General features: G+C 58.8%; 26 protein-coding genes, 1 tRNA gene and 2 pseudogenes. 13 read left to right on the forward strand and 16 right to left on the reverse strand.

From position 1 onward, the window contains the following. Positions 1 to 68: 68 nt before the first annotated feature. A complete protein-coding gene (locus ACNQPL_RS00725; protein WP_416465288.1) occupies positions 69 to 566 on the reverse strand; it encodes a cupin domain-containing protein in 498 nt (165 codons plus the stop codon). Between the two features lie 48 nt (positions 567 to 614). Next, a complete protein-coding gene (locus ACNQPL_RS00730; protein ID WP_416465290.1) occupies positions 615 to 1,058 on the reverse strand; it encodes a cupin domain-containing protein in 444 nt (147 codons plus the stop codon). Positions 1,059 to 1,162: 104 nt separating this feature from the next. Between ACNQPL_RS00730 and ACNQPL_RS00735 the strand changes: the two genes are divergently transcribed. Continuing rightward, positions 1,163 to 2,062, forward strand: a complete 900-nt coding sequence (locus tag ACNQPL_RS00735) for a LysR family transcriptional regulator (protein WP_416465291.1) — start codon at positions 1,163 to 1,165, stop codon at positions 2,060 to 2,062. 186 nt (positions 2,063 to 2,248) lie between these two features. Here the strand turns inward: ACNQPL_RS00735 and ACNQPL_RS00740 are convergent, their stop codons facing one another. Beyond that, positions 2,249 to 3,646: a tyrosine-type recombinase/integrase gene (locus tag ACNQPL_RS00740; RefSeq protein WP_416465293.1), complete on the reverse strand. Its 1,398-nt coding sequence runs from the start codon at positions 3,644 to 3,646 to the stop codon at positions 2,249 to 2,251. Positions 3,647 to 3,794: 148 nt separating this feature from the next. Here ACNQPL_RS00740 and ACNQPL_RS00745 point away from each other — a divergent pair. Continuing rightward, positions 3,795 to 3,878 (forward strand) — tRNA-OTHER (locus ACNQPL_RS00745). Positions 3,879 to 3,957: 79 nt separating this feature from the next. On the opposite strand, the pseudogene ACNQPL_RS00750 reads toward ACNQPL_RS00745, so the two are convergent. Next, a pseudogene (locus tag ACNQPL_RS00750) lies at positions 3,958 to 4,994 on the reverse strand (tyrosine-type recombinase/integrase); the annotation flags it as partial. 356 nt (positions 4,995 to 5,350) lie between these two features. On the opposite strand from ACNQPL_RS00750, the gene ACNQPL_RS00755 reads away from it, so the two are divergent. The 3 genes from ACNQPL_RS00755 (at position 5,351) to ACNQPL_RS00765 (ending at position 6,385) form a co-directional block, all read left to right on the forward strand. Next, positions 5,351 to 5,524 (forward strand): hypothetical protein, encoded by a 174-nt coding sequence (locus ACNQPL_RS00755; protein ID WP_196997916.1) that lies wholly within the window; start codon positions 5,351 to 5,353, stop codon positions 5,522 to 5,524. A 127-nt stretch (positions 5,525 to 5,651) separates the two neighbouring features. Further along, positions 5,652 to 5,849 carry a hypothetical protein gene (locus tag ACNQPL_RS00760; protein WP_416465295.1) on the forward strand — a complete coding sequence of 66 codons (198 nt, stop codon included), beginning with the start codon at positions 5,652 to 5,654 and terminating at the stop codon, positions 5,847 to 5,849. Positions 5,850 to 6,214: 365 nt separating this feature from the next. Beyond that, the gene (locus ACNQPL_RS00765; protein WP_416465297.1) at positions 6,215 to 6,385 is read left to right on the forward strand and encodes a hypothetical protein; all 171 of its coding nucleotides are present in this window, start codon (positions 6,215 to 6,217) and stop codon (positions 6,383 to 6,385) included. A gap of 40 nt (positions 6,386 to 6,425) precedes the next feature. Here the strand turns inward: ACNQPL_RS00765 and ACNQPL_RS00770 are convergent. From ACNQPL_RS00770 to ACNQPL_RS00815, 10 genes and pseudogenes are all read right to left on the reverse strand, one after another. Continuing rightward, positions 6,426 to 6,596: pseudogene (locus tag ACNQPL_RS00770) on the reverse strand (single-stranded DNA-binding protein); the annotation flags it as partial. Positions 6,597 to 6,848: 252 nt separating this feature from the next. After that, positions 6,849 to 7,412, reverse strand: a complete 564-nt coding sequence (locus ACNQPL_RS00775; protein WP_416465299.1) for a DUF1003 domain-containing protein — start codon at positions 7,410 to 7,412, stop codon at positions 6,849 to 6,851. Between the two features lie 385 nt (positions 7,413 to 7,797). Continuing rightward, positions 7,798 to 8,472, reverse strand: coding sequence for a polysaccharide lyase family 7 protein (locus tag ACNQPL_RS00780; RefSeq protein ID WP_416465301.1), 675 nt, complete (start codon positions 8,470 to 8,472; stop codon positions 7,798 to 7,800). A 118-nt stretch (positions 8,473 to 8,590) separates the two neighbouring features. Continuing rightward, positions 8,591 to 9,754, reverse strand: a complete 1,164-nt coding sequence (locus tag ACNQPL_RS00785) for an AAA family ATPase (protein ID WP_416465303.1) — start codon at positions 9,752 to 9,754, stop codon at positions 8,591 to 8,593. Positions 9,755 to 9,818: 64 nt separating this feature from the next. Continuing rightward, positions 9,819 to 10,097, reverse strand: coding sequence for a DUF3077 domain-containing protein (locus tag ACNQPL_RS00790; RefSeq protein WP_416465305.1), 279 nt, complete (start codon positions 10,095 to 10,097; stop codon positions 9,819 to 9,821). 105 nt (positions 10,098 to 10,202) lie between these two features. Beyond that, positions 10,203 to 10,469, reverse strand: a complete 267-nt coding sequence (locus tag ACNQPL_RS00795) for a DUF3077 domain-containing protein (RefSeq protein WP_346612203.1) — start codon at positions 10,467 to 10,469, stop codon at positions 10,203 to 10,205. A 75-nt stretch (positions 10,470 to 10,544) separates the two neighbouring features. Then, positions 10,545 to 10,787: a hypothetical protein gene (locus ACNQPL_RS00800; protein ID WP_346612204.1), complete on the reverse strand. Its 243-nt coding sequence runs from the start codon at positions 10,785 to 10,787 to the stop codon at positions 10,545 to 10,547. Between the two features lie 425 nt (positions 10,788 to 11,212). After that, positions 11,213 to 11,497 carry a DUF3077 domain-containing protein gene (locus ACNQPL_RS00805; RefSeq protein WP_416465308.1) on the reverse strand — a complete coding sequence of 95 codons (285 nt, stop codon included), beginning with the start codon at positions 11,495 to 11,497 and terminating at the stop codon, positions 11,213 to 11,215. A gap of 105 nt (positions 11,498 to 11,602) precedes the next feature. Beyond that, positions 11,603 to 11,869: a DUF3077 domain-containing protein gene (locus ACNQPL_RS00810; protein ID WP_346612203.1), complete on the reverse strand. Its 267-nt coding sequence runs from the start codon at positions 11,867 to 11,869 to the stop codon at positions 11,603 to 11,605. A 75-nt stretch (positions 11,870 to 11,944) separates the two neighbouring features. Then, positions 11,945 to 12,187 (reverse strand): hypothetical protein, encoded by a 243-nt coding sequence (locus tag ACNQPL_RS00815; RefSeq protein WP_416465309.1) that lies wholly within the window; start codon positions 12,185 to 12,187, stop codon positions 11,945 to 11,947. Between the two features lie 389 nt (positions 12,188 to 12,576). Between ACNQPL_RS00815 and trbK the strand changes: the two genes are divergently transcribed. The 8 genes from trbK to ACNQPL_RS00855 all read left to right on the forward strand — a co-directional run bounded on the left by trbK (position 12,577) and on the right by ACNQPL_RS00855 (position 17,153). Then, positions 12,577 to 12,750 (forward strand): entry exclusion lipoprotein TrbK, encoded by a 174-nt coding sequence (trbK, locus tag ACNQPL_RS00820; RefSeq protein WP_416465311.1) that lies wholly within the window; start codon positions 12,577 to 12,579, stop codon positions 12,748 to 12,750. A gap of 88 nt (positions 12,751 to 12,838) precedes the next feature. After that, on the forward strand, positions 12,839 to 13,195 hold the full coding sequence (locus ACNQPL_RS00825; protein ID WP_346612206.1) for a hypothetical protein: 357 nt from the start codon (positions 12,839 to 12,841) through the stop codon (positions 13,193 to 13,195). A gap of 110 nt (positions 13,196 to 13,305) precedes the next feature. Further along, a complete protein-coding gene (locus ACNQPL_RS00830) occupies positions 13,306 to 13,530 on the forward strand; it encodes a hypothetical protein (RefSeq protein WP_346612207.1) in 225 nt (74 codons plus the stop codon). A 143-nt stretch (positions 13,531 to 13,673) separates the two neighbouring features. Then, positions 13,674 to 14,390: a hypothetical protein gene (locus tag ACNQPL_RS00835; RefSeq protein ID WP_416465313.1), complete on the forward strand. Its 717-nt coding sequence runs from the start codon at positions 13,674 to 13,676 to the stop codon at positions 14,388 to 14,390. A 19-nt stretch (positions 14,391 to 14,409) separates the two neighbouring features. Further along, positions 14,410 to 15,075, forward strand: a complete 666-nt coding sequence (locus tag ACNQPL_RS00840) for an HD domain-containing protein (protein ID WP_416465315.1) — start codon at positions 14,410 to 14,412, stop codon at positions 15,073 to 15,075. A 207-nt stretch (positions 15,076 to 15,282) separates the two neighbouring features. Further along, a complete protein-coding gene (locus ACNQPL_RS00845) occupies positions 15,283 to 15,654 on the forward strand; it encodes a hypothetical protein (protein ID WP_416465317.1) in 372 nt (123 codons plus the stop codon). Between the two features lie 23 nt (positions 15,655 to 15,677). Continuing rightward, positions 15,678 to 15,899 (forward strand): hypothetical protein, encoded by a 222-nt coding sequence (locus ACNQPL_RS00850; RefSeq protein ID WP_416465319.1) that lies wholly within the window; start codon positions 15,678 to 15,680, stop codon positions 15,897 to 15,899. 180 nt (positions 15,900 to 16,079) lie between these two features. Then, a complete protein-coding gene (locus ACNQPL_RS00855; RefSeq protein WP_416465320.1) occupies positions 16,080 to 17,153 on the forward strand; it encodes an aldo/keto reductase in 1,074 nt (357 codons plus the stop codon). Positions 17,154 to 17,209: 56 nt separating this feature from the next. Here the strand turns inward: ACNQPL_RS00855 and ACNQPL_RS00860 are convergent, their stop codons facing one another. Together ACNQPL_RS00860 and ACNQPL_RS00865 are read right to left on the reverse strand one after the other, a co-directional pair. Continuing rightward, a complete protein-coding gene (locus tag ACNQPL_RS00860; protein ID WP_416465322.1) occupies positions 17,210 to 17,560 on the reverse strand; it encodes a hydroxyisourate hydrolase in 351 nt (116 codons plus the stop codon). Continuing rightward, the gene (locus tag ACNQPL_RS00865; protein ID WP_258652939.1) at positions 17,557 to 18,066 is read right to left on the reverse strand and encodes a nucleoside deaminase; all 510 of its coding nucleotides are present in this window, start codon (positions 18,064 to 18,066) and stop codon (positions 17,557 to 17,559) included. The genes ACNQPL_RS00860 and ACNQPL_RS00865 overlap by 4 nt, the downstream gene beginning before the upstream one ends. Between the last annotated feature and the right edge of the window lie 22 nt (positions 18,067 to 18,088).

The following is an 18,088-nucleotide window of genomic DNA, read 5'->3' on the forward strand; positions in this document are numbered from 1 at the left end:
CCGGCCAGGCTAGTTCCGTAGCACCTAGGCCAATAATGAATGTAAGGGCGGTAGCCACTCGGCCCCACTTACTGAGCGCGTGGCCCGCTGTATTGTTCATCGGTCACCTTCTCCATCCAGTGGACGTTCTCGCCTTCAGCCATACCAGTCACGGCCAGGTGGGTCATGCTCGTTGTTGCAGAAGCACCATGCCAGTGCTTGATGCCTGGCGGACACGACACTACATCCCCCGGACGAATCTCTTTGATCGCACCACCCCATTGCTGAGTCAGCCCAACGCCCGCGGTGACGACTAAGCGCTGGCCTGTGGGGTGGGTGTGCCACGCACTGCGCGCACCCGGTTCAAATGTCACAAGGCTACCCGAGGCGTTAATGCCAGAGTCCGCGGGCCATATCGGATCAATCCGTACTGCACCCGTGAAAAACTGTCTAGAGCCAACCATGGAGGGCTGTGTGCCGACCCTAGTGATTTCCTGCTTCCGCTGTGCAGCTTCTTCTGTCGCGTCGGCCAAAGGTAGCTGTAAGGTAGAAAGGCAGATCACTGCCAGGATGGGGCGAGCATTCATGGTGTGTCTCTCCAGATTTGGGGTTGCGATACTGCGGCTTTCCTCAATTCAATCTCGTTGGACTGAGCTGTTTAAAAAGATGTCGTCAGTAACAGCTTCCAGCCAGTCGACGGCCTTGCCATCCAGAATCTCATTGATCGCAATATGCTGCATGGCTGTGGTATCAGTCGCGCCATGCCAATGACGCCTGCCACAGTTGCACCAGATTAGATCACCCGCTCGGATCTCAGTTTTGGGCCCTCCCTCGCACTGTGTCCAACCCACGCCGTCCGTAACCAGTAAAGCTTGGCCCAAAGGGTGGGTGTGCCAGTGGGTACGAGCACCCGGCTCGAAATTGACCACTGCGACGCCAATGCGAGCAGGAGCTGGAGCCGTGAAGATGCGGTCGATCCGCACGCGTCCGGTGAACCAGTCAGCAGGCCCTTGGATCGCTTTAGTTGAACCGGCACGGTGCACTTGCATGTCGGCGGCAGAATGCTGGTTTGCAGTCATGTTGTTTCTAGCCTCACGAAAATCAGATTGAGATAACTTTACCGATTGCGATTTAATTCGATAATTAGTTAAATCGAGAATTCGGTTTGAAGCTGAGCTTAATAATGAAGGCAGATAATCTGAGCGATCTTGTGGTTTTTGTTGCGGTAGCCAGGGAGAGCAATTTCACCCGTGCGGCGGCGCGTCTGGGTGTATCACCGTCAGCCGTTAGCCAGACAATTCGTAGCCTGGAGGAGCGCCTCGGCGTACGGTTACTCACACGTACCACCCGAAGTGTTACGAGAACGCAAGCAGGGGACCGGTTGTTGCAGGATGTCGCGCCATTGCTGGAACAGATCGAAGGTCATCTTGGGGCGCTGACGGAGTTCGGGCAACATCCGTCAGGGACGGTGCGCATCTCGGCCGACGAATTTGCTGCGCGTCACGTTCTTTGGCCGAAGCTTCGACCTGTGATCGAGTCCTATCCCGAGGTCACGATTGAATTGACGACTGATTACGGCCTGACAGACATCGTCGCCGAGCGATTCGATGCTGGAGTACGGTTGGGTGGCATCATTGACGCGGATATGGTGGCTGTGCCCATCGGCCCTCCTATGCGAATGGTTACCGTAGCCTCACCTTCCTATCTAAAGGGTTATGGCGCTCCCCAGCGGCCTGAGGAGTTAATGGGGCACCGGTGTATTAATTTGCGATTACCCACGCACGGCGGCCTTTATCCTTGGGAATTTACCCGCGGTGGCGACGAATTCCGTATTCGAGTGCAAGGGCCCCTTATTATGAACAGCTCTTTACAGATACTCGATGCTTGTCTGGCCGGGGTGGGGTTGGCTCAAGTGACCGATGTGCACGCTCAGGAGCATCTCAGTAGTGGGGCGCTCGAGGAAGTATTGCGTGAGTGGTCGGAAGCCTTTCCTGGCTATCATCTTTATTATCCGTCACGGCGACAGCAAACCGCTGCGTTCAAGGTGGTTTTGGATGCGTTACGTGTCGCGGGGGCGTCATGAGCTCAGGTCGGCAGATGGTTTTTCAGCCGCTGTAGAGTTAGATCTGGCTTTTCCTATTTCACTGTCAAACTGCTTGAATTACCGACGTCGGATCAAAGGACTGGCGTCCTGTAGGCAGGCGGAAAGTTCGCTACTGAAAACGTGGTCTTAAGTCTTTGTTCCTGTCCTGCTCCCTTTAGTTTATGACTAGTCTACAGTTTCTGGAGCTCGAAGGATGTTTTCAAGGCGCTCTCCCAGTGTATTCCATGCCTCATTTTTTTCCTTGGCATAGTCATAATGTAGATAGTGTCGACGCACCTTTGAACCTCCCAGTAAGTGATTCTGGCACCGATCAATGATCTCAAGTGTCACACCTAGTTCTTGCATCATGGTCGCTCCCGTACGGCGCAAATCATGCGGAGTCCATTCGCCCTTGTTACCTTGGCTTAGTACCAGTGAGTCATCGTGATGGCGGCCAGATAATGGCTTGCTGCGATTTTTGAAACAGCATTGACGGTCTCCGATCAGCTTGCTGACTGTTTTGGTATCAACGTGACTGCTTTCGTCCTTACTGGGAAAGCAGAAGGGTGTGTGGCCGGTTTCTTCTCTAAGACGTTTGAATTGAGCCAGGGCGAATTTGGATAGGAATACATGGTGATCCTGCCGTTTGCCCTTATGCCCTTTAGTGGCTTCTGCTGGGACAAACCAAGTGCCTTTCTCTAGGTCGAGATGTCGCCATTCGGATTTCAGTAGTTCACCAATGCGACAGAGCGTGCTGAGGCAGATCCAGACTGCGCATTGCACGCGAGAGTTCACGGGTCTGATACCGGAATATTTCTTGCCAGCGGGCAGGGCATCATAATCTCGCGTTAAACGAGTGAAAATCTGTTGCAGCTCCTGGATCTCGCCACTGGATAAAAGCCGATCGCGCTGCTCCTGATAGTCATGATCGAGGAGTTTGTTGACGTCAACCAGGTCGGAGGGGTTTCCGTCGACCATCAACGTGCGCCACGGTTTACGTTTCTCGGCCCACCGCAGCATCTGCCCTATGTCCTTGCTGCGAATAACTACGGTGCGGTTTAGGCCGCGGGCCTTGACCGAACGCAGGACGGTGAGCAGGTCTTTTTCAGTTACGGTGCGGAGCGGTTTGTCGCCAATAGCCGGAAGCACGTCTTTGGAGAAGCTACGGCGCAGTTCTGCGTTGCCGTCCTGACGAGACACTCCGTCGCGCAGCCACGCTTCAAAGAGATCGGCAAATGTCTTGTTTTCTGCAGCCTGACGTTCGGCCTCAGCGATGGTTGCAGCTACTGCAGCTTGAGCCTCAATCTTAGATGCCTTTCGGGCAGTGGCGGGATCTATGCCTTTGTGGACACTCGCTTTCACTGCGTCTCGCTCAACACGAATCTGCGCTAGCGATTTTTTTGGCCAACTGCCCAGGCGGTGGTCGCGTTTGGCTCCACCCATTTTGAACTCAAAGCGGAACAAAGCTGTAACGCCGCGCACACCGGCACGAACTCTGGCGGTCAAGCCACCCTCTTCGCGTAGCGTTATGCCATCGTCGGCAGGGGTGAGTGCTTCGAGTTGCTTCACTGTGATCTTCGCCAATCTCTACCCCTAGCCAAGGTCGACCTCGGATTTTTGCCCCACTTTTGCCCCACCGAATCGTTTGGCTGAGGGTGGAAGTAAGTGGATAAGAATAGATCACAATATAGCCATTAGGCCACGTATTTACTAGCTTTAAGGCGATCTAGGACGGGCCGTAGCATTCCATAGAAATGCAGTAAATAAGCGCATGGGGTGCAAGGGGTCGAGTGTTCGAATCACTCCGTCCCGACCATATATTTCAGTGACTTAGGCCATTTCCGAAAGGGATGGCCTTTTTCATGTGCGTGACTTTTGCGTGACTTCTCAGGATTTTACGCCTGTCTCCTCTTCAAAATGGTCAGCACCGGCCCACGCGAGTCCGCCGCTGAAACTTTGTTTGCCGCCTCTATCAACTGCTTCAGCTCCGCGCCAGAATAGTGACTGGTCACGATTCCGTTCTTGTGGCCAAGTAGCGACTTTCGATCTTCCTCTGTTACACCAGCTGCTTTCAGGCGCCTGCCGAAAGTGTGCTTAAAGTCGTGAACCCTGATAGAAGCGAACCCAGAGTGTGCCGGCCGCAAGTGTTGCTCCTGCCAGAGCTTTGCCGCGCGCACCCTCGCTTTCTTCCAAGCAGAGTCGTTCATCATGTGCATCCTGGTGCCGTTGTAGGGAAACACCCATTCCCGGTTTATCCCGCGCTGCCCGTCGAAGATCGATTTTGCCACGCTGTTCAGCACCACCAGACGCTCATCCCGGTTCTTCACGCCAGAGTTCTCGTGCCGACCGCTGAGGTCGACAGGTATCAGGAACACGCTGGTTCCGAGCTCGGGTACTGAAATCTCCCACTCCCACCTCAGCTTGCAGACTTCCTGCTCGCGGCAGCCCATGTTCACCTTGAACAGGCCCATCCGCTGCAGATGGTCCGGCAACTCCCCGAAGAGAATCGACTGTTCGTCCCACGACATGGGGTAGGACTTCCGACTGGCTCTCTTCTGCTCCAGCTTGGCCAGCGGCGGAATGCTGTCGAGCCACGGTCTGCGCTCTTCGTCCCGCCATTTCCGGCAAGCCAGCGACAGAACGCGAATCACACGCTCGATCGCGATGTTGACCGTTCTGTTGCTGACTGCCTTCCTCACCTTCCCATCCGGCAAGTCTTCGTCCGTCTGCCGGTCCCGAATGAACGGGGCCAGCGCCTGGTCGTCGATGTGCGTCAGCTGCAGGTCGCCCAGGTATGGGTCCAGTTGCTGCAAGCACAAAGCCGTAAGTTTGATCGACGGCTGATCCTTGTGCTCGAGAAGTACCTGGTGGCCGACTCGCGGAACGTCCGCATCTGCCGGATGCCATACACCTTGCGCTGGCGGATCTGCTGGCCACTACTTTCCAGCCCGGCAGAAGAGCCAGTCAGCGTCTCTCTAGGTGCCGTTAACCGGGCCGCCATTGCCGTACTGATCTGTTGGCCCTTGGATATGCGCTTCAGAACCACAGATCCTCGATCGATCGTTCGTCAACGTCGCCTGGCGCTATGTGCCCCTGCCTGATCAGGTTGCGGAGCCACTGCGCGGCGTATGGGTCGATTTCGTTGTAATACGCGGCCATGTGGCTCCTCGCCGGGGAGGCGTTATCGTTGAATAGGGGAAGGCGCTGGCGGCCAGCGCGTGGTGTCACGTTTTGCGGCCGGAATCGTTTTTTGGTATAACGCGCGGCCATTTCAAAGGAAGGAACCTCATGAAACGCACCATCATTAGCGCTATGCTTGTCGCCGTTACTGCGCTGTCACTCAGTGGCTGCTTCGAGTCCGAAGCTGAGAAGCAGGCCAAAATTGAAGAGCAGAAGTCCAAGGACTTTTTTGACATGGGTGGCCCTACCGACCGCAGCAAGAGCAAGGGTTACGTACCGTGAGCCGAAGGCTTCCGTAGAACCTCAACGCCGCCGAACCCAAGGCGGCGTTTTCGTTTGCGGGGAATGTGCTAGCGGACAGCGCTGTGGTGAAATGCTTCGGCACGCTTACCGAACAAGGAGAGTGGTAATGAAATTGCGTGAAAGAATTCGGGCGTTCCAGCAATGGTTCAACCCGAAGCGCAGACGGTGGGCTGGCGTGACCCTGATCGCGCTTGGGGTGGTCGGGATGTTTCTCAATCCGCAAAGCCGGTGGACCTTAGTGCTAGGAACTGGAATCTACTGGTTCTTCACGGCTTTGCCGCCCGTCCTCGGCGGTAGGCGCTGAGGCGCCGGCGGGCAGCGCCGTCTGGGTGAATGTGGCATCCGGTGATATGCTTCGCCGCTTACCAAACAAGGAGAGTGGTATGCGCTTTAGAGAAAGGTTCGGAACCATGCAGGAATGGCTCACACCGAAGCGTTTGCGCCGTATCGGCTTTGCGCTGTTGGCGATATGGGGAGGCCTATCAGCGATGTATCCAGGCCAGCATCTTGCCTGGCTGGTTGTGCTCGCGTCATGCATTTTGGCGTCGGCGTATATCCCAAACCCTATCAGGAAGCGTTGAGGCGCTGGCGGGCAGCGCATAGTGTCAGGTTTTGCGGCCGGAATCGATTTTTGGTATAACGCCCGGCCATTTCACAGGAAGGAACCTCATGAAACGCACCATCATTGGAGCAATTCTTGTCGCAGTAACCTCGCTTTCTCTCAGCGGCTGCTTCGAGGCAGAGGCCGAACATAAGCCGAAGGAACAGAAGGAAGTCAGCGATAAGTTCTATGAGATCTCGGAGCCTGATGAAAGTCAGGACGAGGGCTTCAAGCCCTAATTCACTGCCGCCACCAACGTCGCCGGTATAGGGCGGCGTTTTTCTCATTGTCAGGCCGGCCGCCCAGCAACTGCTGGGTGCCGTTGATGTCGACGTGCACCTCTGTGGCGTACCGCTTGATGTCGTCCTTCTCCCACTCGCGGGTTTCCAGCTTGCCCTCGATGTAGCACTGGGACCCTTTGCGCAGGTACTCGCCGGCAATCTCAGCTACATTCAAACGACTCAGCCACCTTCGGGCGGCTTTGTTGTTTCTGGGGGCGCGGAAGTTTTCGGGGCTGCATCCGATTTTATTCGTCAATCTCGTCAACATCGGCCGGCGAGAGTCAGTATGTGGATGCTCTCTTCGCAGCCTCAATCTGCTCGCTAGGCTCAGCGCCGAGTTGTGGAGGGTGATGCGCCCGTCTGAGCCGGAGCCATGACAACCTTCTGAGCCTGTCGGTCCCGGCTGGATTAAAAGGGATTCTTAGTTTTCCCGCGTGGGCGCTTCGCCTGATGAAGCAAGCAGATGCGAATGCATTTGTGATGTAAGGATTTCGATTCTTTCACTCATTTGCTTTGTCACTTCCGTTAGGTGTGTATTTTGCTCCAATAACTGCAGTAGCTGCTTGCTGTGTATCTCTGCGTCCCGCTGCCGTCGTTGATTGGCCATGGCAATGGCTTCTCGATGTCGTGCGTCTGCTTCGGAGGTTGCTTTGTCACGGTCGGCTTGGCGAGTTTGGGCCAGAAGAATGAGAGGGGCCGCGTAAGCCGCCGGCAGGCTAAAGGCCAGATTCAGTAGTATGAAGGGATACGGGTCGAACGCTGATAGCCCCGATAAGCTGATACCCATCCAAATAATGACTACCAGTGACTGGGACCCTAGAAATAACGGGGTGCCGAAGAAACGGGCGAATGCCTCAGATCTGCGGGCAAATGCATCATTCCCAAAAGGGTGATGCATATGTTCATGGGCGCGGAGAAACCTGAGATGGTCGACGTCTTCATGAGTTTCCTGAGGTTTAGACTGCTCAGAGGTTAGTGGGTCCATCTGCTGGCTCCCTGTGCGTTTCCCCCGTCCAGTCTGGTCTAGGCCCCGCATTCCCAGTAGGCGCACCCTTCAGCGAGAAGGCGTTATCGTTGGATAGGCATTAAAAGGGCCGGCGGTGGAGGCCTACTCCGAGCCGCCGGCAATGACGATGATTACTCCACGCTACAAACCCAGCGATGGTTATGCCGGTATGGCGCTCTGGTAAATGCGACGTCTGTTACAAGGGTCATGCCGCGCTCTTGAAGGGCTTCGGTCAGTTGAGCGAGTGTCTCTGCTTCGATAGTCATTGCTGTTACCTCGTCAGATTTACTGCGTTCATAAATCCTGACCGGTTGGGCAACCGCGGGATTCAATTTTTTTTGATCGAGGCTTCGAGGCTACGCGGCTACACGTGGGTCAGTGAGAGGGCGCTCACGATGCAGGTTGAGCCGTCGTCTGCTGCAGTGGCATCGGTGTAATCAACCTGGTTGTAGACGCCGCCATGGAAGTTCAGCAGCGATGAGCGCCACGAGCTGTCCATATGGAGGCTGCCGGACGATGCGGCCTTGCCATTGCAACTGGCGGTCACAGTCAAAGCGCCCGAGGCGAGCACGCGGAGGGTGACGGTGAACTTTGCACCCAGGGGCACGCCTTTGAGCAGCGTGGTGTTGACCGGGGTGGCCTGGTTGAACGTTTCGCGGAACCCCAGGGTGATGTTGCCTTTGCTCCAGAACACCTTCACCGGCGGGCTGTCATCGTCCTTCACGTGCAGTTGCGAGATCACCACTTTCTGCGCGGAGTTGACTTTGGTCAGCGTCATTTCCTGCATGTTGATGTGCTCGGCTGCGCTGGCCAGTAACCAGTAGTTGGGCTCTTTCCATTCACAGCGCGTGCGATGGGTGCTTTTACTCGACGCGCCTTTGGTTGGCGCCGAAAACTGAACTGAGCCATCGGCCAGGGCAGTCACCACGTTCGGGTAACGGGCAAGCGCTTCGGCACCGCTGAGCTCGAGGGCTACGGGGTTGGCAGGTGAAGTGGCCACAGGGGTCGTGATCGTTAGATTGCTGATGTTCACGGTCATGAGTATGTCTCCTGACGATAAAGATCCTGGTCAGTGCATGCGCCTGCTAGTGCCGGGGTAAGGCCTTTGGATTTCAGGGCAAGCGCTCGCGAATACTTTAGACAGTGCACCGTCAGCGTCAATCAACCCAGCGCCATAGCGGCTCGTCTAACAGCCCAACCCCGCTGAGCTGGGTCTGGCCTTGAATCTTCTCCAGCTCCAGCACATTGCACCCGTCACACGCTGACAGCGCCTCAATCAACGGGGCACTGTGCGATACCACCCAAACCTGGCTACGTTGCGAGGCGCGAATGATCAGCCGCGCCAACGCAGGCAGCAGGTCAGCATGCAAACTGGTTTCCGGCTCGTTGAGCACCATCAGCGACGGCGGCCGTGGCGTCAGCAGTGCGGCCATCAACAACAGGTAACGCAAGGTGCCATCCGACAGCTCCGCACCACCCAACGGCCGCAACAGCCCATGCTGATGCAGGCGTACGCTGAACAACCCACCCGGCGGCGCATCGATCTCCAGGCGGCTACCCGGGAAGGCGTCATCCAGTGCTGCTACGAGGTCTTCAACTTCGCCAATCTCGATGATGGTCTGCAACGCCGAGGCAAGGTTGCGGCCATCGTGATGCAGCACTGGCGAGCGCGTGCCCAACTGCGGTTGGCGGCAGGGCGCGTCGCGGTCGATGCGAAAGTGATCGTAGAACCGCCAGCTGTTGATGAACGCGCGCAGCTCGCCGATCTCCGGTGCCTGGCGTGGCCGGCCGACGATGTTGAAAAAGCTCTCGCAACTGTCGGCATGCTGATCCAGCACCGTCCAGCTGTTGCCCTCTCGGGCACGAACCATCGCGTTTTTACGTTCAACCAACAGGGACGCTGGCCGGTACGCACCGGCGCCCCAGATGGCTTCGGTTTTGATCTCCGGGTCGAGCATGAATGCGGTGGGATAGGGCAGGGGGATCGGCAGGCCGAGGGAGATGGCGAAGCCGAAATCTTCGGTGGCGAAGCCGAGGCGCAAGCGTTTGGCTTCGCTTGGGTGCTGGCCTTGGATGGGCACTTCGCTGCGTTTCATGCGGGCGCTGGCCTGGGGGCCGGCCCACCAGGTCGAATCCAGGCCGCCTTCGCGGGCGAGCGCTTCGATCACGCCGCCTTGGGCGGTTTCGGCGAGCAGGCGCAGGGCCTTGTAGAGGTTGGATTTGCCGCTGCCGTTGGCACCCGTCACCAGGTTGAGTTGGCCTAACGGCAGCACGAGGTGGTTGATCGAGCGGTAGTTGCCGATGGCGAGGGTGGTGAGCATGTGGTGCGTCCCAGCTTGAACTGAGTGGCCGATTGTGGCGGAACTGGGGCTCGCTTACTACCGATCAAGATGGCTTCGGGAGTGAGGGACGGTCGCCTTCGAGCTGGTCCAACAGGGCACGAACCATCGTGTTCAGGTGATGGGACGCGGCGACCATGCGCTGGTCGCCTAGCATGACGCCCGTGTGGTTGAGGTGGCGGGCACAGTCCATCAGTTTTGCGGCTTGGGCTTTGGCTACCGTGCCAGGTGTTCCCGGGATGACGGTGAACAAGGGTTGGCTTAGCCCGTAGCGGTGGTCTGGATTGCCTGGATTTGCGCTGGTTGGGAGGGTGTCATTTGGCATGGATGCCTTCTCTCAGGGGCTTGAGTTGCTGGGGCCGCTGTGCGGCCCTTCGCGGGCAAGCCCGCTCCTACAATGACGGTGCTGGCCCGCGAGGGTCGTTACCGTTCAGGTTTTCATCATGCCCAGTTCAGCATCGTCAAGCAGGGCCTTGGCCAGGGCGCAGAGGTAGTGGGAGGCCCACAGCAACTGCGGCTTGTCTTCCATCAGGCCGTCGATGGACAGATCGCGGGCGTAGCCCATCAGTTCGGAGGCTTGTTCGCGGGCGTTCTGGCAGGGGATGCCGGGTTCGATGCGGAACAAAGGGTGGGTGTGGTTTTCACCTTGGTAGAAGGTGGTTTTGCCGACGGTGAAGTGGGTTTCTTCGGTGGCCATTGATTGATCTCCCTGAAGTTGTAGATGCCTGGGCTGACCGCTGGAAGTGGCAGGCCAGGCAGATCATGCTGCGGGCTAGTGCATTGGCTGCGGGGCGGCTGGTTTTTGTATTTGAACCAGCGCGGACTCGAGCAATTTGCGCAGTGTTTCCAGCTCGTGCATTGAGGCCATGATCAACAAGGACACGGGGGATCTGGGCTGCATCAGCATCGCCTGCTGGGCAACGACTTCCGCGCAGAGTGCGTAGTCGGCGGCCATTATCAGCGTGTCTTCGAGGGAGTGGAGATAGTGGGGTGGATCGGGAACGATCTTCAGCATGGTGTGGCTCCTGTCGTAGTGGAGCAACCACCAACCGCGGCTAAACGAATGGGTGGCAGCTGTACGCGGGTTAGCCGACCGGGACGTCAGGCACCCGGCGCACCCGAAGGTGCCCCACGCACAGCCGCCATAAAGGCGCTAATGCCGATTGCTCGGTATTGCACGGCTGTTGTGTCCGACGATTTTTTGGGCGGCTAACCCAGTCGTTGAGTGACAACGACGGGCCGACACTAAAGTCCACTTTTAGCGGGTGCAACGAAAAACAGGCGTCGGCAGTATCTTTGGGAAATGCCCTACAAGAAAGGGGCTTAATCTGATTTTTTTAGCCGTTGGCTGTAACAGGATATTAGGGAAATTCAACGCGCGGTTGAGCATGTCCCAGCTTGAACTGAGTGGCCGATTGTGGCGGAACCGGGGCTCGCTTACTACCGATCAGATGACTTCGGCAGTGGGGGACGGCCGCCTTCGAGCTGGTCCAACAGGGCACGAACCATCGTGTTCAGGTGATGGGACGCGGCGACCATGCGCTGGTCGCCTAGCATGACGCCCGTGTGGTTGAGATGGCGGGCACAGTCCATCAGTTTTGTGGCTTGGGCTTTGGCTACCGTGCCAGGTGTTCCCGGGATGACGGTGAACAAGGGTTGGCTTAGCCCGTAGCGGTGGTCTGGGTTGCCTGGATTTGCGCTGGTTGGGAGGGTGTCATTTGGCATGGATGGCTTCTCTCAGGGGCTTGAGTTGCTGGGGCCGCTGTGCGGCCCTTCGCGGGCAAGCCCGCTCCTACAATGACGGTGCTGGCCCGCAAGGGTAGTTACCGTTCAGGTTTTCATCATGCCCAGTTCAGCATCGTCGAGCAGGGCCTTGGCCAGGGCGCAGAGGTAGTGGGAGGCCCACAGCAACTGCGGCTTGTCTTCCATCAGGCCGTCGATGGACAGGTCGCGGGCGTAGCCCATCAGTTCGGAGGCTTGTTCGCGGGCGTTCTGGCAGGGGATGCCGGGTTCGATGCGGAACAAAGGGTGGGTGTGGTTTTCACCTTGGTAGAAGGTGGTTTTGCCGACGGTGAAGTGGGTTTCTTCGGTGGCCATTGCTTGATCTCCCTGAAGTTGTAGATGCCTGGGCTGACCGCTGGAAGTGGCAGGCCAGGCAGATCATGCTGCGGGCTAGTGCATTGGCTGCGGGGCGGCTGGTTTTTGTATTTGAACCAGCGCGGACTCGAGCAATTTGCGCAGTGTTTCCAGCTCGTGCATTGAGGCCATGATCAACAAGGACACGGGGGATCTGGGCTGCATCAGCATCGCCTGCTGGGCAACGACTTCCGCGCAGAGTGCGTAGTCGGCGGCCATTATCAGCGTGTCTTCGAGGGAGTGGAGATTGTGGGGTGGATCGGGGACTACTTTCAGCATAAACCCTCTCAGTGCCGTCAAGGGCTGCCGCACTCCCGCTGTCAAACGGAAGGGTGGCAGCTGTTCGTGGGTTGACAGACCGAGGGCACTGAGAATCCCGGCGCACACAAAGGTGCCCCACGTACAGCTGCCATAACTGGCATTGCACATGCACTCAGTGACTCACGGTCTGTCAAAACCGTATCGCTGATTAGTAGCGATTGGCCGAGACTATGATTCACGTTTTGCGGGTGCAACGAAAAACAGGCGTCGGCAGTATCTTTGGGAAATGCCCTACAAGAAAGGGGCTTAATCTGATTTTCTTAGCCGTTGGCTGTAACAGTGGATTACTGCTTCGTAACTCCCAATAATTTTGCTATAACTTCGGGCCCCTCAATGGACTGAGCCTGATGATGTTTCGCGAATCCCTTCTTCTCATTGCCACCGCTGTCCTCCTGACGGCCTGTGGCGACGATGCTGCCCGCTATGCAGTCTCCGATGAGCACTGCCAACCCGACTACCTGAAGACACTGCCTGCCGATGGCGCGCGGGATTCGCTGGTCGAAAAGTGCATGGCTCGATAGCGGGTCAACTTGCTCCAACCGCAAGACATGGAAGCGGCCACCCTACGTGGTCCTTTTACTAATGGACGTTTTGAAGACAGAGGTCTCTATGCTCGCCAAGAAAATGCTGTTCGCAGGTCTGATCGCCACGCTCGCCGGGTGCGGGACGATTGGTAACAATGTCGTTTCGGATGCAGAACTTGCCCGCAAGGCCGCCTTTGCCCTGGATACCACGGCCGACCAGGTCACCATTTCCGATCGCTCCGGCGAAGTCTCCGGCGCCATCAACTTCGTTGCCGCTACCCGTGGCCGCAAGCACCAGTGCTATATCACCACAGTGATGGGCGCAGTGAGCTCCAGCGCCATCTGCTCGGGGGCAAACTCGGTAAACAGTGCCAACGCCGGTTCCAGTGCCGGTAACAGTAACTGCAACGCGCTGCAGAGTGCCGCTGGGCAATGCCGCTGAACTGACGCTCTCGCCAGCTTTGCACGAGGGCTGGCGGGAGAACGCGTGAGTGTGAATCTTTTTTTGTCCGCTGGGTCAAGTAATGAGTCCCTTCCGTCCGAGAGGTTCTCATGCACGCTTACACCGTACGTTATGTACTCAACGGCACTCCCTCCATTCACACCTTTGAACTCAAGCAGCCCAGCCTTGCCCTTCACGAGGCGGCGCTCCACTTGATGGTGCTGCACTTCGGCGATGGCGAGAACAGCCTGGTTATGCCGCCTGCCGATGCGGCCCCTGAAGAAATCCTGGCCCAAGCCGAGGTGCTCGGTTTGTCACAGATCGAGGTGGGCTGATCCTTTCCGTCGTCACAGGCGTTGGGTCCGCTTGGCAAAGCAGGCCCGCGTCTTCAGACTGGTGTGCGCAGTGCATCCCCTCGGCATGATGGCCAGCTGATTCGCTCTCGGCCGCGGTTGGAAACTCATAACTAAGGAAGGTCATGGCCTACCCGAGATGCATTAAATCGCTCAGCCTGTTGTTAGCCGCGACCACGCTAGCCGCCTGCGTCCCCTGGAAGCGCGAGCGCGCCGCCTACGCCGACCTGTGCCAATCCGAATTCCAGTTCAAAGTCCCCGGCCCCAAAGGCGAAAGCACCCTCTACCTGGAAACCTACCTCTACGACCACGCCGCCCTATGGGGCGAGAAGCGGTACGAACAAGCCTTGTACGTTCAATACCCGGGCGAGAAATACCCACGCCCCGAGTTCTACGTCCAGCTCATTGCCTACAACAAAGACCGCCAACGCCCTTCAACCCACTCCAGCGGTGGCGAGCCGCCAATCCCGATCGTCTACGACAGCCGCCAGGCCTACATTACCTTCGAAGACGGCTCCCGCCTGAACGCGCGGCCTGAGCTTTACCTGGGCATCAACGAAACCTACGACTTTCCGGTCGTGTACGCACCCGCCGCACGCCCATCGCCTTACGACATCAACAGCGACGAAGTGCAGCGCAACATCCCCAAGATGACCAACAACAAGCGCTACGGCTCTGCCTATGTGATTTTCCAGACCGACAAGTTCGATGCCGATTCCAAATGGACCATCCACCTGGGCGCGCTCGAGGTGCAAGGCCAGAAGCTACCAATCCCACCGCTGGAGCTCTGCTACCACCCCGTGAAGAAGTGGATGGGTATCGAGCCTTTGATGCGGCCATAAGCTGATGGAATGTCCAAAAATGACGATTGAAGCCTTCGCCCCGTACCAGCATCTTGCCGCCGAGCTGCTGAAGCATCTGCCAAGCGGGCAGAAGGACGGCTCCCACGACCTGTCCCACATCCATCGCGTATGGGTCAACGCTCAGCGAATCCGGCAGGTAGAGGGCGGCGACCTTGAAGTGCTGTTCGCGGCCACGGTGCTACACGATTGCGTGGCCGTGGAGAAGAATTCGCCACTTCGCGGGCAGGCATCGACGCTGTCGGCAGAAAAGGCCGCTTCAGTCCTGGCTGCCATGGGCTGGCCCGTGCGGCGTATCGAGCAGGTGGCGCATGCGGTCAAAACCCACAGCTATTCGGCTGGCTTCGAGCCTTTGACGCCGGAGGCCAAAATTCTGCAAGACAGCGACCGCCTCGATGCAATCGGGGCGGTGGGTATCGCCCGGTGCTTCTATGTGGCGGGGCGCATGGGTTCGTCGCTGTACGATTTCACCAACCCCAGCGCGCAGGGTAGGGCGTATCAAGACACAACCTTCGCCATCGAGCACTTTCATACCAAGCTGCTGCAGCTTGCGTCAGGGTTCCAGACCGGCGAAGGGGCGCGGCTTGCGGCCTTACGCCATGCGAGGCTCCAAGCGTATCTCGACGATTTCATGGATGAGGTCGGTACGCTCGGCAATCTCGCTTGAACTGCTCAACAACAGGTGTGCCTAACGAACATCACCCAGAGGGCAGCACCATGACCGAGCAGAAAGACGACCCCAAACAAAGCCAGGTACCGGCGCATTCCACGGAAGAGGAAAAGGCCAAGCTCAAGGACAGGAACAAGGACGGCATCCCGCCCGGCGCCGAGTGAAGCTCGCACCCTGAACCCTAAGCGCAACTGGAGAACGATCATGGCAATCGATCACAATGGCCCCGATGCCCCTTACCCCGGCCCCGCCGAGGGCGCACCCGATACTGGCGCAGGCCACGGCTCGGGGCTGGAGCAAGCCGAGTCCGAACCCAAGCAAGGCGTTGGTGAGAAATGGTCGCAGAACCGGCCCGAAGACTGGAACCCGCCACCTGGCAACCCCGGGTCGGATCAGGATGCCCAGGTCGAGCGGGATAACGGCACCGCGCGCACAGACGAGGACAAACTGCAGCAGCGCGGGAGCAGGGAAGGCGAAGTGCCGCTGCCTGCCGACGACCAGTCGCCGGTAGATGAAGAGATGAGGGATGTGGACGCCAACAATTCGGTCTCCAGCGAGCACCCGAAACCCCGCTGAGCAACGCGACGAGGGATGCAGCGATGAACATCGAGCAAACCGTAGCAGGTGGCAGCGACCGCGACATGCCCCCTTCACCCGACCCGGCAGTGGACCCTGACCACCCCGCGGTCCCTGATCCGGATGACGATCCGCTGATGAATGAGGAAGAGGGCGGCGACCGGCAGGGGGCTGATGATGACGCACAAACGGTCAGGCAAAGCGTCGAGCAACCTTACGATTATCAGCCGCCGGGTAACAAATAAAGAGTTCGGTGCTGGGCCTGTGGAAGCGGCCTTGTGTCGCGAAGGGGCTGCTCCCACACACATACACACGCACATCCCCAAAGCCTCATCCAGCTCAAAGCGCTTGAGTCATCCGATTGAACGTTTCAGCACCCCACGCCGTCGGTACTTCCAAGTCTTTCGCATTTGGAGGCAATCCCCATGAAGTACCGCGCACTCGGCAACACCGGCCTGCTCGTTTCCGAACTGGTCATCGGCACCGTCCCATTCGGTGGGCGGGGGGCGTTCGAAAAGACCGGTAGCGTCGATGTCACCCAAGCCAGGCGCATGTTCGACATGGCCTTCGACGCCGGGGTGAACTTGGTCGACACCGCAGACCTTTACTCACAGGGCCTGGCCGAGGAAATCGTCGGCCAGGCCCTGGGCCAGCGGCGCGATTCGATCATCCTCGCCAGCAAGGCGCGCAGCCCGATGGGCGACAACCCCAACGACAGCGGCGCCTCGCGCTACCACCTGGTCCGCGCCTGCGAAGCCAGCCTCAAGCGCCTGGGCACTGACCATATCGACCTCTACCAGATCCACAACTGGGACGGCATCACGCCGGTGGAAGAAACGCTGTCGGCCCTGGACCACCTGGTGCAAAGCGGCAAAATCCGCTACTTCGGCACCTCCAACTACACCGCCTGGCAAATGATGAAAACCCTCGGCAGCGCCCAGCTCAACGGCTGCCAGCAACCCGTTTCCCAGCAGATCTACTACACCCCTGAAGCCCGCGAGGCCGAGTACGAGCTGCTGCCCATGGCGCTGGACCAAGGCTTCGCCACCCTGGTGTGGGGGCCGTTGGGGGAGGGGTTGTTGACCGGCAAGGTGCGGCGCGGGCACAAGACGCCGGCCGGCACGCGCCAGGGCAATGACTGGCCAGAGCCCTACGTGCACGACAAAGAGCGTGCGTACGACATCATCGAAGCGCTGATCGAGGTTGGCCAGCGCCACGGCTGTTCGCCGGCGCGGGTTTGCCTGGCCTGGCTCAAGGACCGGCCGGGCATCACCAGCGTGATCACCGCCGGGCGCACGGTGGAGCAGTTGCAAGACAACCTGCAGGCGGTGGAGCTGGTGCTGACGGCTGAAGACCAGCAGCAGATCGAGCGGGTGACGCGCATTGCGCCCCAGTACCCGTACTGGCACCGGATTGCGGCGGGCATGGACCGGATCGACCCGGCAGAGGCGCCGTTCATCGAGCTGCACCGGCAGACGATGAAGCTGCAATCGGAGTAAAAGGCTGAAGCGGCGGGGCGGCGCTGGTCATTCAAGGCTGCCCCGTGCCCGCCGTATCAGGCACCGCCGCGGAAACAGCTCACGCCCCATGCCGTAAGCTTGAACGGCAGATGAAAGTGCTCCCCGGTATCGCCAATGCCAAAGCGGTAGATCAGCTCGTCCATGAACGGCGTGTCGGGCAGTGCAGCACCCCGCGCCCGATAAAACGCCGCTACCTGAAGGCGCACCTCGTAAACACCCACAGCAAACCGCTCGTTGAGCTCATCCAGTTGCGGCAGCAGCCCCCGCTCGTCCACGTGACCTTCAATCATGGGCGCTTGCCCGACCGCGCCGATACTCACCGCCATCCCCTGCGCCACGCGCCCGCTGGCAATATCGACGACATGGATCGAAACACCCCGGTTCATTTCCAGAACCCGTCATGCGCGGTGGCCGCCTCGTCCTCAAGCATCGGGCCGTGCACGCACACATCCCGCTGGCCACGGGCAAACACCTCGCGGCAGGGCAGGGAGAATGTCGGGTTCTCCGGATGCGCGCCGGTCAAGCCCAGCAGCGTGTGTTCCGACAGCGCGTACACCACGCGGCCGATGCCAGTCCAATAGACGGCGCCGGCACACATGCAGCAAGGCTCGGCACTGGTATAGAGCGTGCACTCGGCCAGCGCCTCCGGCGGCAGCGCTTTGGCGGCCAGGGCGGCGGCGACCAGTTCGGCGTGCTGGGTGGGGTCGCCTTCGGGTGGCATGGAGTTGTTGCCGGCGCTGGCGATCACCCGGCCGCTGGCATCGGCGACGATCGCCGCAAAAGGGTGGCGCCCGCGTTCGCGGGATTGCTCCGACAGGCGAATCGACTGGCGCAGCAGGTCCAGGTCGAGGGCGCTAACGCCGCTGGCAGCAGGCTGGTTGGAAGTAGTCATGACGGCTCCTTGGGTAGGCAGG

Source organism: Pseudomonas sp. LFS044, from assembly GCF_047978245.1.
Classification (GTDB): Bacteria; Pseudomonadota; Gammaproteobacteria; order Pseudomonadales; family Pseudomonadaceae; genus Aquipseudomonas.